15 protein-coding genes are annotated in these 14,160 nt (G+C 66.8%); 5 read left to right on the top strand and 10 right to left on the bottom strand.

What is annotated here, in order from left to right; translation table 11 throughout:
- Positions 1-26 precede the first annotated feature (26 nt).
- Positions 27-731 (top strand): glutathione binding-like protein, encoded by a 705-nt coding sequence (locus IE097_RS15945; RefSeq protein WP_189461853.1) that lies wholly within the window; start codon positions 27-29, stop codon positions 729-731.
- 45 nt (positions 732-776) lie between these two features.
- On the opposite strand, the gene IE097_RS15950 is transcribed toward IE097_RS15945, so the two are convergent.
- The 5 genes from IE097_RS15950 to IE097_RS15970 all read right to left on the bottom strand — a co-directional run bounded on the left by IE097_RS15950 (position 777) and on the right by IE097_RS15970 (position 7,709).
- On the bottom strand, positions 777-2,930 hold the full coding sequence (locus IE097_RS15950) for a phosphocholine-specific phospholipase C (protein ID WP_189461854.1): 2,154 nt from the start codon (positions 2,928-2,930) through the stop codon (positions 777-779).
- A gap of 48 nt (positions 2,931-2,978) precedes the next feature.
- Positions 2,979-3,191, bottom strand: a complete 213-nt coding sequence (locus IE097_RS15955; protein WP_189461855.1) for a hypothetical protein — start codon at positions 3,189-3,191, stop codon at positions 2,979-2,981.
- A gap of 12 nt (positions 3,192-3,203) precedes the next feature.
- Entirely contained in the window at positions 3,204-5,252 is a 2,049-nt protein-coding gene (locus IE097_RS15960) for an alkaline phosphatase family protein (RefSeq protein WP_189461856.1), read from the bottom strand.
- A gap of 147 nt (positions 5,253-5,399) precedes the next feature.
- Entirely contained in the window at positions 5,400-6,266 is an 867-nt protein-coding gene (locus IE097_RS15965; protein ID WP_189461857.1) for a LysR substrate-binding domain-containing protein, read from the bottom strand.
- Between the two features lie 90 nt (positions 6,267-6,356).
- Positions 6,357-7,709, bottom strand: coding sequence for a DUF2252 domain-containing protein (locus IE097_RS15970; protein ID WP_189461858.1), 1,353 nt, complete (start codon positions 7,707-7,709; stop codon positions 6,357-6,359).
- Between the two features lie 234 nt (positions 7,710-7,943).
- Between IE097_RS15970 and IE097_RS15975 the strand changes: the two genes are divergently transcribed.
- Both IE097_RS15975 and IE097_RS15980 read left to right on the top strand, forming a co-directional pair.
- A complete protein-coding gene (locus tag IE097_RS15975) occupies positions 7,944-8,417 on the top strand; it encodes a VOC family protein (protein WP_189461859.1) in 474 nt (157 codons plus the stop codon).
- A 32-nt stretch (positions 8,418-8,449) separates the two neighbouring features.
- Positions 8,450-8,932, top strand: a complete 483-nt coding sequence (locus tag IE097_RS15980) for a DUF3291 domain-containing protein (RefSeq protein ID WP_189461860.1) — start codon at positions 8,450-8,452, stop codon at positions 8,930-8,932.
- Positions 8,933-8,979: 47 nt separating this feature from the next.
- Here the strand turns inward: IE097_RS15980 and IE097_RS15985 are convergent, their stop codons facing one another.
- Positions 8,980-9,309, bottom strand: coding sequence for a YegP family protein (locus tag IE097_RS15985; RefSeq protein WP_189461861.1), 330 nt, complete (start codon positions 9,307-9,309; stop codon positions 8,980-8,982).
- Positions 9,310-9,413: 104 nt separating this feature from the next.
- Here IE097_RS15985 and IE097_RS15990 point away from each other — a divergent pair, with 104 nt between their 5' ends.
- Positions 9,414-9,875: a DMT family transporter gene (locus tag IE097_RS15990; RefSeq protein ID WP_189461862.1), complete on the top strand. Its 462-nt coding sequence runs from the start codon at positions 9,414-9,416 to the stop codon at positions 9,873-9,875.
- Positions 9,876-9,953: 78 nt separating this feature from the next.
- Entirely contained in the window at positions 9,954-10,205 is a 252-nt protein-coding gene (locus IE097_RS15995) for a hypothetical protein (RefSeq protein WP_189461863.1), read from the top strand.
- A gap of 66 nt (positions 10,206-10,271) precedes the next feature.
- Here IE097_RS15995 and grxD read toward each other — a convergent pair whose 3' ends face one another.
- From grxD to mgtE, 4 genes are all read right to left on the bottom strand, one after another.
- Positions 10,272-10,586, bottom strand: a complete 315-nt coding sequence (grxD, locus tag IE097_RS16000; RefSeq protein WP_189461864.1) for a Grx4 family monothiol glutaredoxin — start codon at positions 10,584-10,586, stop codon at positions 10,272-10,274.
- Between the two features lie 92 nt (positions 10,587-10,678).
- Positions 10,679-11,485, bottom strand: a complete 807-nt coding sequence (gene prmC, locus IE097_RS16005; RefSeq protein ID WP_189461865.1) for a peptide chain release factor N(5)-glutamine methyltransferase — start codon at positions 11,483-11,485, stop codon at positions 10,679-10,681.
- A complete protein-coding gene (locus tag IE097_RS16010; protein WP_189461866.1) occupies positions 11,457-12,569 on the bottom strand; it encodes a mechanosensitive ion channel family protein in 1,113 nt (370 codons plus the stop codon). The genes prmC and IE097_RS16010 overlap by 29 nt, the downstream gene beginning before the upstream one ends.
- 100 nt (positions 12,570-12,669) lie before the next feature.
- The gene (gene mgtE, locus IE097_RS16015) at positions 12,670-14,100 is read right to left on the bottom strand and encodes a magnesium transporter (RefSeq protein ID WP_189461867.1); all 1,431 of its coding nucleotides are present in this window, start codon (positions 14,098-14,100) and stop codon (positions 12,670-12,672) included.
- Between the last annotated feature and the right edge of the window lie 60 nt (positions 14,101-14,160).

Below are 14,160 nucleotides of genomic sequence, written 5' to 3' on the forward strand. Positions count from 1 at the left end.
CCCGCGCGGGACGGCAGGAGCGCACCATGATCGACCTGTACTACTGGACCACGCCCAACGGCCACAAGGTCAGCATTTTTCTCGAAGAGACCGGCCTCGATTACACGATCCACCCGGTCAACATCGGCAAGGGCGAGCAGTTCGACCCGGCCTTCCTGAAAATCGCCCCGAACAACCGCATTCCGGCCATCGTCGACCGGAATCCGGTCGACGGCGGCGCACCGGTGCCGCTGTTCGAATCGGGTGCGATCCTGCTGTATCTGGCCGACAAGACCGGCAAGCTGATCCCGCAGGACCTGCGCGGCCGCAACGCCGCGCTGCAGTGGCTGTTCTGGCAGATGGGCGGCCTCGGCCCGATGGCCGGGCAGAACCACCACTTCAGCCAGTACGCGCCGGAAAAGCTGCCGTACGCGATCGAACGCTACGTGAAGGAAACCGCCCGCCTGTACGCGGTGATGGACAAGCGCCTCGGTGAGGCAGCCTACCTGGCCGGCGACGAGTACAGCATCGCCGACATCGCTGCCTACCCGTGGGTGGTGCCGTACGAGCGCCAGGGGCAGGATCTGGCGAACTTCCCGAACCTGAAGCGCTGGTTCGACGCGATCGCCGCGCGCCCGGCAGTGCAGCGCGCCTACGCGAAGGCCGAGGCGATCAACCCGCCCAAGCCGATGGACGAAGCCGAGAAGAAGATCCTCTTCGGCCAGGACGCCGACACCGTACGCAAGCACTGACCGGTCCACCCGGCCCGTCCGCCGTGGACGGACCGGGTGCATCGCTCAGCCCGGCATGCCCATCGCCGGATCGCTGTTGCTGTGCCTGCCGGTTTCAATCCGGCCGGCAAAGCGCCGGGTGAAGCCGCCCGCCGCGCTGACGCTGAAGTCGTACCAGCCGCCCGTCCACGCCAGCTGCCAGTGCTGTTCGATCTGCATGCCGGCCGGCACCTCGAACACCCACGGGCCGTCCTGCCGGTAGGCATTGGGCTTGACCGTGAACGTGCACGCGGCCGTGCCGGTGTTCAGCATGGTCAGGTACACCGCGTTGCCGGCCACCTCGTAACAGACCCGGATTTCCGGATTCGCGCCGCCGGCGGCAACCGCAGCGGTATCGCCCTGGAAACCGCGGTGAAAACCGTTCGGCCCGAGCACCCACAGGTCGTACTTGCCGACGTCGTTGCGCAGCGTGTCCCACAGGTCGTCGAGCTGTTTGCCCGCCTCCACCGTATAGCGACGCGGTATCCGGTCCAGATGCAGCCGGTCGTACACATGGAACACCGCGCCGGCGGTCCCGGTATTGCTGAAGATCAGCCGCACGCCGCCCACCGCCGTGTCGGCACGGGCGCTGACATGCAGCTCGTACGGCAGCGCGCGTGACGGCCGCACGCCCGGTGGCTGCACCGGACGTTGCTGCTGCGCTTCGGCCGGCAAGGCGACCTGCGCCAGTGCCTGCTGCTGGGCGCGGATCGTGTCCGCCTGGCTGCGGGTCAGTGCCGGCATGGCCGGCAGCTTTTCGGTGTTCGGATTGACGAAGTTGAACGCCGAGGTCAGATCGCCGCACACGGCGCGGCGCCAGGCGGAAATATTCGGCTCGAACACGCCGAAACGCTGCTCGAGGAAGCGGATCACCGAAGTGTGGTCGAATACCTGCGAGTTCACCCAGCCGCCGCGGCTCCACGGCGAAATCACGTACATCGGCACCCGCGGCCCGGGGCCGTACACGCGCTTGTCCGGCGCCGGTTGCGACGTCGTGCCCGGCGCAACCGGATGGACATAACGCTCGAAGGCGTCGTCGACCGTCGACAGCCCTGCACTGCTGCCGTCCGGATTCAGCGACGGCGCCGACGGCGACGGCACGTGGTCGAAGAAGCCGTCGTTCTCGTCGAAATTGACCAGCAGCACCGTGCGGCTCCACACCTCCGGATTCGCCGTCAGCGCCTCGAGCACCTGCTGGATGTACCACGCGCCCTGGATCGGGCTGGACGGGCCGGGGTGCTCGGAATACGTGGCCGGTGCGACGATCCACGACACCTGCGGCAGCCTGCCGGCGGCGACGTCGGCACGCAGGCTGTCGAGAAAGCCGCCGTCGGGCATCGTGTTGCCCACACCCTTGTAGAGCGGATCGATCGCGTCATGCCCCGCCGCATACGGAATGTAGGGGCTGCCGGCGGACGTGTTGCCGATCGCCTCGTTGGCCTTGCGGTACTGGCGGAAGCCCGCCAGCGGGTTGTCGCCGAAGTTCTCCGGCAGGTTCTGGTACACCTTCCAGCGGACGCCGGCCTGCTGCAGGCGCTCCGGGTATGTCGTCCAGGTGTAGCCGGTGCCCGACGGGCCGAGATCGTCCCACTCGTTCACCACTGCCGCCACGCCGGCACCGGTCGGGCCGTTGGTACCGGTCCAGAGGAAGAGCCGGTTCGGATTGGTGCCGGCATGCACGCTGCAATGGTAGGCATCGCACAGCGTGAACGCGTTGGCGAGGGCAAACTGGAAGCCCAGTTCCGCCTCCTTGTAATACCCCATGGACGCATTGGTCTTGTAACGCGGCCACTGGTTCATGCGCCCGTCGTCCCACGCCGTGTGGGCATCACCCCACGAATGCGGCGTGCCGCTGACGCGCTGCGCGTTGCCCTTGCTGCTGTCGAGGTGATACGGCATCACCACCCGCGTGCCGTTGCTCTGCTCCCAGACCGACTTGCCGCCGGCCAGGGGAATGCTGAAACGGTCGCCGAAGCCGCGCACGCCCGGCAAGGTGCCGAAGTAATTGTCGAACGAGCGGTTTTCCTGCGTCAGGATCACCACGTGCATGACGTCGTTGATCGTGCCGGTAGCGTTGTTGGCGGGAATCGCCAGCGCCCGGCGGATCGCCGGCGGAAACATCGCCATCGTCGAACCGATGGCCGCGGCCTGAAGGAATTTGCGTCGATTGAAGGTCGTCATGGTCTGCTTTGGATGGCGGCGGGCAGGACGGTCGCCTGCCCTGCAAGTTCAGGGGGCGCAGTGCTTCTGCGGCTGCGATGCATTCGGCGGCACCGGCGTCGGAGTCACCGGAATCGGCACCGCCGTCGGCGCCGGCGACGGTGCGGGGGACGGCGTGGCCCCTGCGCTGTCGTCATTGCCGCCGCACGCGGCCAGCGACAGGCTCAGGGTGGTTGCCGCCAGCAGGCGGCCCGCGCTCGGGAAAAAGGGCGTGGGGGTCATCTTGTGTTCCGCTTAGGGGTTGAGCGTGGTCAGCGAGCGGTTCGATGCGTAGATCGACCGCAATTCGGTCAGCGTCAGCACGCGCGACCACACCGCGAAGTCGTTGAACTCCATCCGGCCGCGCGGGGTGGCGCAGCTCGGCGTGCCGCAGTTCCGCTTGTAGTACTGGCCGGTGCCGTCCTCGTTCAGGCCCAGTACGCCCAGACCCTTGAGCTTGCTGATGTCGGTATTGGCAATGGCCTTGTTCTCGGTCTTCTGCTCGCCGATGACCGGGTCGAACAGATAGGCGCTCATTTTCCTGTTGGCGGCATCGACGCTCAGCGCCAGATACACCCACTGGTTGGCGCTGAAGCGGGAGCCGCCGATTTCGTCGCGCACGCCGCCGCTGCCGATGTTGAAGCGCACCTCGCAGCCGGTGAACATGCCCAGCGCAATGCCGGGATTCGAGCCGCTGTCGTAGTTCTTGTTGGACACGATGGCCGCGCCGTTGCCGGTGCCCATGACGCAGTCGGTCCGCAGCCAGAAACCGATGGTGAACTGCGGCAACCCGGCGAAATCGGCACCGTTCTGCGCCAGCTTGTAGCCGGTACTGCCACCGGCATCGGCGATCGTCCCGTCGACCCGGAGTGCCTTGGCACCGAACGCATCGGCGACGAGGCTGCCGCTGTCGACACCGGTGGCCCAGTTCTGCAGCACCGATCCGTTGCGGGCATCGGTGATGCCGCCGTCGAAGCCGTAGAAGTACAGCAGGCCGTTGGTGAGCGAGCGTTCGAGCACCACCGGTTTGACATAATCGAGCTGTGCCAGCAGGGAGACCGGAATCCCGTTCGCCACCACCGTGTAGTTGAAGCGGTACAGCCCCGACGTCGCCTGCGCGACGCTGCTGTCGGTGTAGGCCGTCGCATCGCCGGGCAGCGTTTGCAGCTTCCGGCCGTCGCGCCAGATTTCAATGCTGCGGCTGGCGTCGGAAAACGAGCGCCAGCTCAGTTGCACACTCGCGTGATCGCTGCCAGCCTTGCTGCGCAGTTGCGCCACCGCCGGATCGGCGAGCAGCGGGGCGCCGTCGATGGCGTGGCCGGCCAGCCCCGGCTGCGCGCCGGCAAAGGCCAGCACCGTCGGGGTGATGTCGGCCAGGCTGGCGCGGGCGTAGAGCGCGTCGAAACTGTCCGGCGCCGCATCGTCGCTGCCGAGCAGCGCGTTGCCGTCGCGGTTGAGCGCGATGAAGGTCAGCGCGTTGTCGAGCACCGGCAAGCCGTCGCTGCTGCCGGTTTTGGCCAAGCCGTGCGCCGCGGTGACGACGATCAGCCAGTCTTCACCCGGATTCGCCGCGGTCCGTTGCGCCACCGCGGCCTGCAGGCGCCCGACGGCCGCGTCCAGATTGCCGAGCACGTTGCGGTAGCCCTGCTGGAAGCCGCTGCTGGCAGCCGCATCGGCCGGTGAATGGAACTGCGCGTAAACCAGATCGTAACCGTCGCGGATCCGGGCGCTGGCGCCGTCGGCGACACAGCTGTCTACCCCGGCGCAATCGGTGAGGCTGTCCAGCCGGCCGGCGTTCTGCTCGCGCGCCAGCAACTGCGCCAGCGCCGGTGATCCGGTCACGCCGGCCGTTTTCGCGCTGCGGCCGTCCTTCAGCAGCTTGAAGACGCTGTCGGCCTGCATCGCCTGCCCCGGTGCATCCGAGCGGACCTGATGGCGGTTGGCCCAGCTGCCGGTCAGCAGGGTCGCCCAGCCCGGCGCATCGAGCGTGGGCTGCTGCGTCAGCGTGCCGTTCACGCCGCCGCTGTAGGCAGGCCGCGCCCTGAGCGTGGCGAGGTTGGGCAGGCGCCCCTGTGCGATGCCGTCCTTCAGTTGCGGATAGGTCAGCCCGTCCAGCTCGACCAGCAGCACCTTCCGCGCCGCGACCGAAGGTGCCGGAGTCGGGACGGGCGTCGGCGCCGGTGTCGGGCGACCATCGGGCATCGTCGTCCCGCCGTTCTGGCCCTCGTCCCCGCCGCCACACGCCGCCAGCGCGGCCACCAGCGCCAGCGCGCACCCGGCACGAACCTGTTTCTTCCACAACATGTGCTGCTCCCTTCGACGCGCCCGCAGACCGGTCCGCAAGTGATGGAGTCGAGCGACTCCGCTTGCGCCCCAGCTTAGGGAGGCAGCACTTCAGCATCATTGCCATCGCCGAAGATGGACTGATGCCGGTATTGGCAAAACTCGGGCTCAGCCGCCGGCCGGATGCACGTGTTCGAGGAAGGCCTGCAGCAGCCGGGAGCCGGCCCGCTCCTTCAGGTGGTACAGGTATTCGGACAGTTGCGGCGCGGCGGCGGCAAAGGGAATCGCCCGCAGCTCGGGGTGTTGCGGCACCTCCGACTGCGGCAGCAGGCTGCAGCCCATTTCCCGGTGGATGGCCGCGATGATCGCCTCGCGGCTGCCGATCACCATTGCCGGTGCCGGCACGATGCCGGCCGTGGCCAGCGCCGCTTCGGTCGCCTTGCGCGTCATCGAGCCTTCCTCGCGCAGCAGCAGCCGCACCGCACGCAGCGCGTCGAGCGTGACCGAGGCACTGCGTGCCAGCGGGTGATTGCGGTGCACCACCAGCAGCAGCGGATCACGGGCCAGCAGCACGCGGGTCAGCCGCGCGTCGTCGATCGCGTGCGACGACACGGCGATGTCGAGCCGGTGGTCGACGAGCATGTCGATGATCTGCTGCGAGTTGCCGACGTCGAGCGTGATGCGCAGCTGCGGATTCGCCCGGCCGAAGGCATCGATGCTCGACAGGATGTAGTGCGGGCCGGTAACGCCGACGCGCAAATGGCCGGTGCGCAGATCCCCGGCGTTGCGCAGCGCGAAATCCGCGTCGCCAAGATGGCGCATCAGCCCTTCGGCCATCGGCAGCAGGCTGGCACCGGTCTCGGTCAGATCCAGCCGGCTGCCGCGCCGGTGGAACAGCGCCACACCGTAGGCCTCTTCCAGCTGGCGGATCCGGCTGGTCACCGTCGGCTGGCTGACGTTCAGCCGTTTGGCGGCGATGGTGACGCTGCCCTGGCGCGCCACTTCGAAAAACGAGGACAGCAGGATCGACAGCATCGGCGCCACCGCGGGACAAAACCGGCAGCGTAAACGGCGAATGTGACAGCCGGCGCGGCGTACCAGGCCACCGCGCCGGTCAAACGCGGATCAGTACAGCGGCGTACCGGCGCTGTAGGCCGACTTGAACGATGCCCAGTCCAGCGCGACCTGATCGGCGTAGCCGAACGCGAACGACACGATCTCGGCCTGCAGCCCGCTCTTGCTGGTGATCGCGTTGCTGATTTCGGCGTCGATGCCGTACGGCACCACGGTGCTGTCGTAGTCCTTGTCCGCCAGCGCATGCGCACTCGCCAGCGCCTGGCCGACATAGGTCATGGCGGTGTTGAGCTTGCTGCTCGACGACAGCTGCGTAGTGTCGAAATCCTCCTGGAACGGCGACTTCTCGCGGATGAAGTAAGGCTGGCCGTTGATCGTCGTCGAGCCGACCAGCACGTCGGCGTTCAGCACCTGCGCCTTGGCGGTCCGGGCGACGCGGTTGCCCTCGTTGCCGGCGTACGCCGACGACGGCAGCTGGCCCGGCAGCACCGTGGCGACCGCGCTGGTCGCTTCCTGCTTCACTTCGAGGATCACGTCGTCGCTGGTCGAGGTGGTCGGGCCTTCGATCAGGATGTAGTAGCGCAAACGGCCGAGGCTGCCGGTGCCCGAACCGAGCTTCTGGTGGATGTCCTTCACCGTGTAGTAACCGGCCGCGTACTGCTTGCCGGCGGCGATCGACGCGATGTAGGCCGGTACCGCGCCGGCGATCATGCTGTAGGTGCCGCTGTCGACGGCGACCAGATCCGACTTGTTCTGGAAGGTGCGCGTGCTGCCCGAAACGCTGGTGTACTTCGACAGCAGGTCGGCGCGGGTATTGCCGTTGGCGTCGTCGATATTGGTCTTCACGTAGCCGCTGGTGCCGCCGCTGACGAGCTGGAAGGTCTTTTCGTCGTCGTTGCCCTTGAATGCGGCCAGCTTGTCGACATAGGCACCGACGAGGGTGTTGATCGCCGTGGTGATGTTGCTGTCCGAAATGCCGTTCTCGCGGCCGACGAGCACGACGCTGGTCGCCATCCGGCGCAGGTCCCACACGTACTGGCCCAGATAGCCTTCGTCGAAATCGTTGACGGAAAAGACCGACTTGCCGCTGCTGTCGCGCTGCGCGCCGACGTTGGCCAGATGCGTGTCGCCGCCGAGCCAGGTGAAGGCGGTTTTGCTGCTGGTGTAGCTGGATGCCGGCAGCGTCGTCGTGTCCTTGAAGAAGATGTGGTTGGTGCCGCGATAGAAGTAGAACGCGCTGCCGTTCATCTTGCTCATCTTGGTCGCCAGCTCGGCGCTGGCCTGCGCCGCATACGGATGGTTGTAGTTGTAGATTTCGGTGGTGACGAAGGACGGACGCGACGTCGCGGCAAAGGCGGCCGGAACGGCCAGGGTCAGGGCAAGAACGAAGGACTTGTAGTGCACGGGCTCACTCCGGTGGTTTCTGCTTTTGCGGCAGCGCCGTCCAATGCAGACATTAGGGAAAGCACGTATTCGACCAAGCACGGATGACACGCCGGCGACGCAGGCATGACAAACGCATTGCAGCGTCGGTAACCGGCCGGGGCCGGCCACCGGTCGGCCGCTGCAGGCAAGCCGCCGCTGATGCGCTAAGCCGGGTAACGCGCGCCCGGCGCGATCGGTATCAGGAGACGTACGATGCACACGATCACCCCCTTCCTGTGGTTCGACGGCAACGCCGAGGCTGCGGCCGAGTTCTACGTGTCGGTCTTCCCGGACTCGCGCATCACCGAAACGCTGCGTTACGGCGAAGGCATGCACTTCCCGGCGGGTACGGCACTGACGGTCGGCTTCGAGCTCGACGGCCAGCGCTTCACCGCGCTCAACGGCGGCCCGCAGTACACCTTTTCGCCGGCCACGTCCTTCGTCATCCATTGCGATGATCAGGCCGACATCGACCGCTACTGGGCGGCCCTCGGCGACGGCGGCCGGATCCAGCAATGCGGCTGGCTGACCGACCGATTCGGCGTCACCTGGCAGGTGGTGCCGCGCGACATCGCCGCGCTGCTCGGCGGCGACGATCCGGCCGCCGCCGGCCGGGCGATGCAGGCGCTGATGACGATGACCAAAATCGACATCGCCACCTTGCAGGCCGCCCGGGCCAGCAGCTAAGTTTGCTGCTCCCCCCCGCTTTCGGAGAGACCGTGTCGACGTACCAGCTTGCCCAACTCAACATCGCCACACTGCTGGCCCCGCTCGATTCGCCCCAGCTCGCCGGCTTCGTCGACGCGCTCGACCGGATCAACGCGCTGGCCGAAGCGACACCGGGCTTCGTGTGGCGGCTGAAGGACGAAGGTGGCGACGCCACCGCGATCCGCCACTTCGGCGACGACGTCATCGTCAACATGTCGGTCTGGAAGGGCATCGACGCCCTGCACGACTACGTCTACCGCTCGGACCACGCGCAGATCTTCAAGCGCCGGCGCGAGTGGTTCGCCAGGATGGCTGATGCCTACATGGTGCTGTGGTGGGTTCCCGCCGGTCACGTGCCGACACTGGCCGAAGCGGCCGGGAAGCTGGCCTTGCTGCAGCGGCTCGGTCCGACACCGGATGCGTTCACTTTCCGCGATCCCTGTCCGCCGCCGGATGCCGTCGGTACGCAAACGGCGGCAGATGCCCTGCCGTAAAACAAAAGCGCCGCAATGCGGCGCTTTTTCTTCGGGCGGATGTCCGGTCAGACTTCGACGGTCGGCGAATCCGGGCCGTTCTTCTTGACCGACTCGATGCCGTTTTCCATCGCGGCCTTGCTGCTGTAGTACTCGCTGCGGCCGATTTCCTGATGGTTGGCCGCCTTGAGGATGAAGTACGGTTCGCCGTTCTTGTTCTCGCGGCGCTCGTAGCGCTCGTCCAGCGGCGAGTTGGTCTTGACCGACTCGATGCCGTTCTCGGCCGCCGCCTTGGAGCGGTACAGCTCGCTGGTCAGAATCACCTGGCCGTTGGCGGCCTTGAGGTTGAACATGTGCTGGCCGTCCTTGGCCAGTTTGAGTTCGTATTTGCCCGACATTGTTGCCCTCCTGATCAAAATGGCCCAAACCGTACTGAGCGGATGAAAATCAATGGCGCCCGCGTTGCGGGGTGCTCGTTAAAGTATGGGAAAGGAGGGCCATCATGCAACTGGTGTATTTCCTGCTGGCGACGGCGATCGGACTTGTCATTCCGCTGCAGGCGGCCGTCAACAATCATGTCAGGCTGCTGATCGGCGGCAGCACGGTGCTGGCGGCGCTGGTGTCGTTCGGTGTCGGTACGGTGACGCTGGGCCTGGCCGCGCTGCTCACCGGCCAGCGCTGGGCCGGACTCGCCAACCTGTCGCAGGCCAGCGCCTGGCAGCTCGGCGGTGGCGTGCTCGGGGCCTTCTTCGTGTTCGGCTCGACGCTGATCGCCCCGCGCATCGGCGTCGCGGCGATGATTTCGCTGATCATCGCCGGCCAGGTCTGCGCGTCGCTGCTGTTCGACCGCTTCGGTCTGCTCGGCATGCCGTTGCGCGAGGTCGGCAGCTGGCGGCTGCTCGGCGCCCTGCTGGTTGTTGTCGGCGTTGCGCTGGTCAACTTCGGCGACCGCCTGCCGCGTTAGACCGACGTCATTTTTCACGCGCCACGAAACGGCAAAACTGCCGGGCTTTTCGCCTTGCCTTACGCGATCATCGTCGGCATGAACACGACTACCCAGCGCCTCGGCAGCGCGCTTGCCCCGCTCGCCGGCATCACTGTCGCCACCCTGCTTGCGGTCGGCCTGCTGAACATCGCACGGCACGAGCTCGTCACCCGCCCGCCGGTGCTGCAGGATGCCGCGATCAAGCTCAGCGACACCCAGCTCGCGTCGGCGGCCGACTGGATCGCGGCGCATCGGGGCACCGATTACAAGCAGGAAGCCGGCAAACCGTGGGCGATCGACAACGGCTGATGCCGCCGTTCCGTGCCCATGAAAAAACCCGCCGGCTGGCGGGTTTTTTGTTGACCGACTTTTCGCTCAGCCTTCGATGCCTTCGAGCATCTTCTGCAGTTCGCCCGAGGCGAACAGCTCTTTCATGATGTCCGAACCACCGACGAACTCGCCCTTGACGTAGAGCTGCGGAATCGTCGGCCAGTTGGCGAATTCCTTGATGCCCTGGCGGACTTCCGGGTCCTCGAGCACGTTCACCGCGGCGAACGACACGCCGCAGTTCTTGAGTATCTGCACGGCGCCGGCGGAGAAACCGCACATCGGGAATTGCGGGGTGCCCTTCATGTAGAGCACGACCGGGTTGCTGGTCACGGTCTGGCGGATGGTGTCTTGTACGCTCATGGCAATCTCTTAGGGTCGACGTTGGGATCGACCGGTCGGTGGCGACAAAGGTCGATTGATTTACTCGGATATTTTACGGTCTCGGCTCGCGCTCAGGCAAGACGACCGCCGCTGACCCGGTCGAGCCCGGCCAGATCGGTCCACGTCTGCACCTCGACGAAACCGGCTTCGGCCAGCAGCGACCGGCTCGCCGGGCCCTGATCGAAGCCGTGCTCGAACAGCAGCCAGCCGCCCGACACCAGATGCTCACCCGCACCTGCGACGATGCTGCGGATGTGCTTGAGGCCGTCGGCAAAATCGGTCAGCGCACCCTGCGGCTCGAAGCGCAAATCGCCCTGTGCCAGATGCGCATCGCCGGCGACGATGTACGGCGGGTTCGAGACGATGAGGCCGAAGCTCTGCCCCGCCAGCGCGGTGTACCAGTCCGACGGGTGAAACATGACGCTCGCGCCGAGCGTCGTCGCGTTACCCCGTGCCACTGCCAGTGCATCATCGCTGATGTCGACGGCGCTGACGTCGAGGTCGGGGCGTTCGAGCTTCAGCGTCACCGGAATGCAGCCCGAGCCGGTGCCGAGATCGACGACGCGCACGCCCTGCCCGGCACGTTCGAGCGCCAGTTCGACCAGCAGCTCGGTTTCCGGGCGCGGGATCAGCACGGCCGGGCTGACGGCAAAATCGCGGCCGTAGAATTCGCGTGCGCCGACCAGATACGCCACCGGCTCGCCGTTGCGGCGTCGTGCCGCCAGCGCCTCGAACGCGGCGATCCGTTCCGCCGGCAGCACGTCGTCGCCGTGGCCGATCAGCCACGCGCGGCTGACCTGCAGCGCATGCTGCAGCAGCACGCGGGCATCGACGGCATCGAGTCGGGCATCAGCGAGCAGTTGTTGGGGTGTGGTCATCAGGGGTGGCCGGTGCGGCGGGATCGAGCTGCAGCCGCCGGGTCGGCTGCGCCACGCGCGCGCCATGCCGGGCAATGATGGCCATGATGTCGACCAGCACCGCCTGCTTGACGCGATGGAACTCGACCCAGTTGGTCGTGTGCGTGAAACAGTAGACGAAGAACTGCAGCGACGATTCGCCGAAAGTATCGAAATTGACCATCAGCGTCTGGCTGTCGTCGATGTCCGCATGCGCGATCAGCATCGCGCGGACGTCGTCGAGCAGCGCCGGTACCACGTCGATATCGTCATAGCGCAGGCCGATCGTTTCACGGATGCGGCGATGGCTCATGCGCGACGGGTTCTCGACACTGATGGTCGCGAAGGCCGAATTGGGCACGTACAGCGGCCGCTTGTCAAAGGTGCGGATCGTCGTCAGCCGCCAGCCGATCTCCTCGACCACGCCCTCGATGTCGCGGTCGGGCGAGCGGACCCAGTCGCCGACGCCGAACGGCCGGTCCAGATGGATCATCACGCCGCCGAAGAAATTGGCCAGCAGGTCCTTGGCGGCAAAGCCGACCGCGATCCCGCCGACGCCGCCGAACGCCAGCACGCCCGAGATCGAAAACCCCAGCGACTGCAGTGCGACCAGTGACGCCGTCACCAGTACCGACACGCGCAGCAGCCGGCTCACCGCCATCGTCGTGGTCGGATCGGCGCCGGGCCGGCTGGCCAGCAGCGCCTGCGCGGCGCGGTCGATGAAGCCGACCAGGAACCAGCTGATCAGCACGATCACCGCCAGCACCCGCAATGGCGGCACGTACTGGAACACCTCGGACACCGCATGCGGTTCGGCCAGACCGGCCGCCACCGACAGGCCCAGCACCCACACCAGCCACGCCAGCGGCCGCTGTGCGGCACCGATCAGTGCATCGTCCCAGTAGGTCTGCGTGCGCTGCGCCAGCCGGGTGGTCAGTCGGGTCAGCGCAAGCCGGACCAGCGCGTTGGCAAACACGGTGACGAGGACGACGGCGAACACCTCGTAGACCCACGTGTCGTTGCGGTAGATCGTCTGCATCCATTGCCAGACGGCGCTATCGGCCATGCTTCCTCCCTCGGTCATCGCGGCTCATCCTCTGGATGACCCGGCGCTTCGCGCGGGCGTTCCCGGTCTTATTACCGGCTGCGCCGTTCCGGGACGGCGATCAGGTCAGGAAGACTGTCGCCAGCCCGAGGAAAATGAAGAAGCCCATGCTGTCGGTCATTGCGGTGAGCAGCACGCTCGACCCGTAGGCCGGATCGCGGCCGAGTTTCTGCATCGTGATCGGGACGAGGATGCCGACCAGCGCCGCCACCTGCAGGTTGAGCACCATCGCCGCCATCATCACCGCACCCAGCGCCCACTGGCCGTACAGCGCGAACGCGATCAGGCCGAGCACGCCGCCCCAGACCACGCCGTTGAGCAGCGCGATGCCGAGCTCCTTGACGATCAGCCGCGCCGAATTGCCGGGCGTGATGTGGCCGAGCGCCAGGCCGCGGATGATCAGCGTGATCGTCTGCGTGCCGGTATTGCCGCCGATGCCCGAGACGATGGGCATCAGCGTGGCGAGCGCGACGAGGTGGGCGATCGTCGCCTCGAACGCGCCGATCACCCGGCTGGCGAGAAAGGCGGTGCAGATGTTCACCGCCAGCCACGGCCAGCGGTTCTGCGCCGACTTCCAGATGCTCGAGAACAGGTCCTCGTCCTTGAGGCCGGCCAGCGACAGCGATTCGGAGTCCTCGCGCACCGCGTCGAGCATGTCGTCGACGGTCAGTCGCGCGATCACCCGGCGGTTGGCGTCGAGCACCGGCGCCGACACGAGGTCGTAGCGGTCGAAGGCGTTGACCGCATCGTCGACGCGGTTGTCCGGGCTGAAGCTGACGACGTCGCGCGCCATCACCTCGCCGACCTGGCGACGTGGCGGATTGAGCAGCAGTTTTTCCAGCGACAGCACGCCGAGCAGCGTGCGTTCGCGGTCGACGACGAAGAGCTTGTCGGTGTTCTCCGGCAGCGCGGCAAAGCGGCGCAGATAACGGAGCACCGCCGCCAGACTGACGTCGGCGCGGATCGTCACCATGTCGAAGTCCATCACCGAGCCGACCTCGTCGTCGCGGTAGGACAGCGCGCTCTGCACCTGCGCGCGCTCGGCCGGTTCGAGTGCGCCCATGACTTCGGACAGCACGTGCTCGGGCAGGTCGGGCGCGAGATCGGCGAGGTCGTCGGCGTCAAGCGTGCCGGCAGCGGCGATGATCTCGCCGCTGTCCATGCCCTCGAGCAGCGACTCGCGCACCGCGTCGGAGACTTCGAGCAGGATCTCGCCGTCGCGTTCGGCGCGCACCAGCTCCCACACCGTCAGCCGGTCGGCGCGCGGCAGCGCCTCGAGCACCTTGGCGATGTCGGCCGGGTGCAGCCGGTCGAGCCTGAGCGACAGCTCGGCGAGGTTCTGCTTGTGCACCAGCTGTTCGACCAGATCGTGCTTGGCCATCGACTGCTTGTGCACCATGCCCTCGATCAGCCGGTGCCGTTGCAGCAGCCGTTCGATCTGCTGCAGCGTTTCCTGAAAATTTTCCTGTGTCTTTCGGCTGACGTTACTCATGCGACAGTAGTCCGGGAATCCGCGCGCCGAGTGTAGCAGATCGGCATGTCCCGTCCTGCC

Source organism: Jeongeupia chitinilytica, from assembly GCF_014652315.1.
GTDB lineage: Bacteria > Pseudomonadota > Gammaproteobacteria > Burkholderiales > Chitinibacteraceae > Jeongeupia > Jeongeupia chitinilytica.

What these genes read in the sequence shown, in the direction of transcription:
- IE097_RS16010 (WP_189461866.1), bottom strand. Translation starts at nt 12,569, where the DNA reads ATGGCCGATAGCGCCGTCTGGCAATGGATGCAGACGATCTACCGCAAC.
- IE097_RS15985 (WP_189461861.1), bottom strand. Translation starts at nt 9,309, where the DNA reads ATGTCGGGCAAATACGAACTCAAACTGGCCAAGGACGGCCAGCACATG.
- IE097_RS15995 (WP_189461863.1), top strand. Translation starts at nt 9,954, where the DNA reads ATGAACACGACTACCCAGCGCCTCGGCAGCGCGCTTGCCCCGCTCGCC.
- mgtE (WP_189461867.1), bottom strand. Translation starts at nt 14,100, where the DNA reads ATGAGTAACGTCAGCCGAAAGACACAGGAAAATTTTCAGGAAACGCTG.
- IE097_RS15960 (WP_189461856.1), bottom strand. Translation starts at nt 5,252, where the DNA reads ATGTTGTGGAAGAAACAGGTTCGTGCCGGGTGCGCGCTGGCGCTGGTG.
- IE097_RS15975 (WP_189461859.1), top strand. Translation starts at nt 7,944, where the DNA reads ATGCACACGATCACCCCCTTCCTGTGGTTCGACGGCAACGCCGAGGCT.
- prmC (WP_189461865.1), bottom strand. Translation starts at nt 11,485, where the DNA reads ATGACCACACCCCAACAACTGCTCGCTGATGCCCGACTCGATGCCGTC.
- IE097_RS15965 (WP_189461857.1), bottom strand. Translation starts at nt 6,266, where the DNA reads ATGCTGTCGATCCTGCTGTCCTCGTTTTTCGAAGTGGCGCGCCAGGGC.
- IE097_RS15990 (WP_189461862.1), top strand. Translation starts at nt 9,414, where the DNA reads ATGCAACTGGTGTATTTCCTGCTGGCGACGGCGATCGGACTTGTCATT.
- IE097_RS15945 (WP_189461853.1), top strand. Translation starts at nt 27, where the DNA reads ATGATCGACCTGTACTACTGGACCACGCCCAACGGCCACAAGGTCAGC.
- IE097_RS15955 (WP_189461855.1), bottom strand. Translation starts at nt 3,191, where the DNA reads ATGACCCCCACGCCCTTTTTCCCGAGCGCGGGCCGCCTGCTGGCGGCA.
- IE097_RS15950 (WP_189461854.1), bottom strand. Translation starts at nt 2,930, where the DNA reads ATGACGACCTTCAATCGACGCAAATTCCTTCAGGCCGCGGCCATCGGT.
- grxD (WP_189461864.1), bottom strand. Translation starts at nt 10,586, where the DNA reads ATGAGCGTACAAGACACCATCCGCCAGACCGTGACCAGCAACCCGGTC.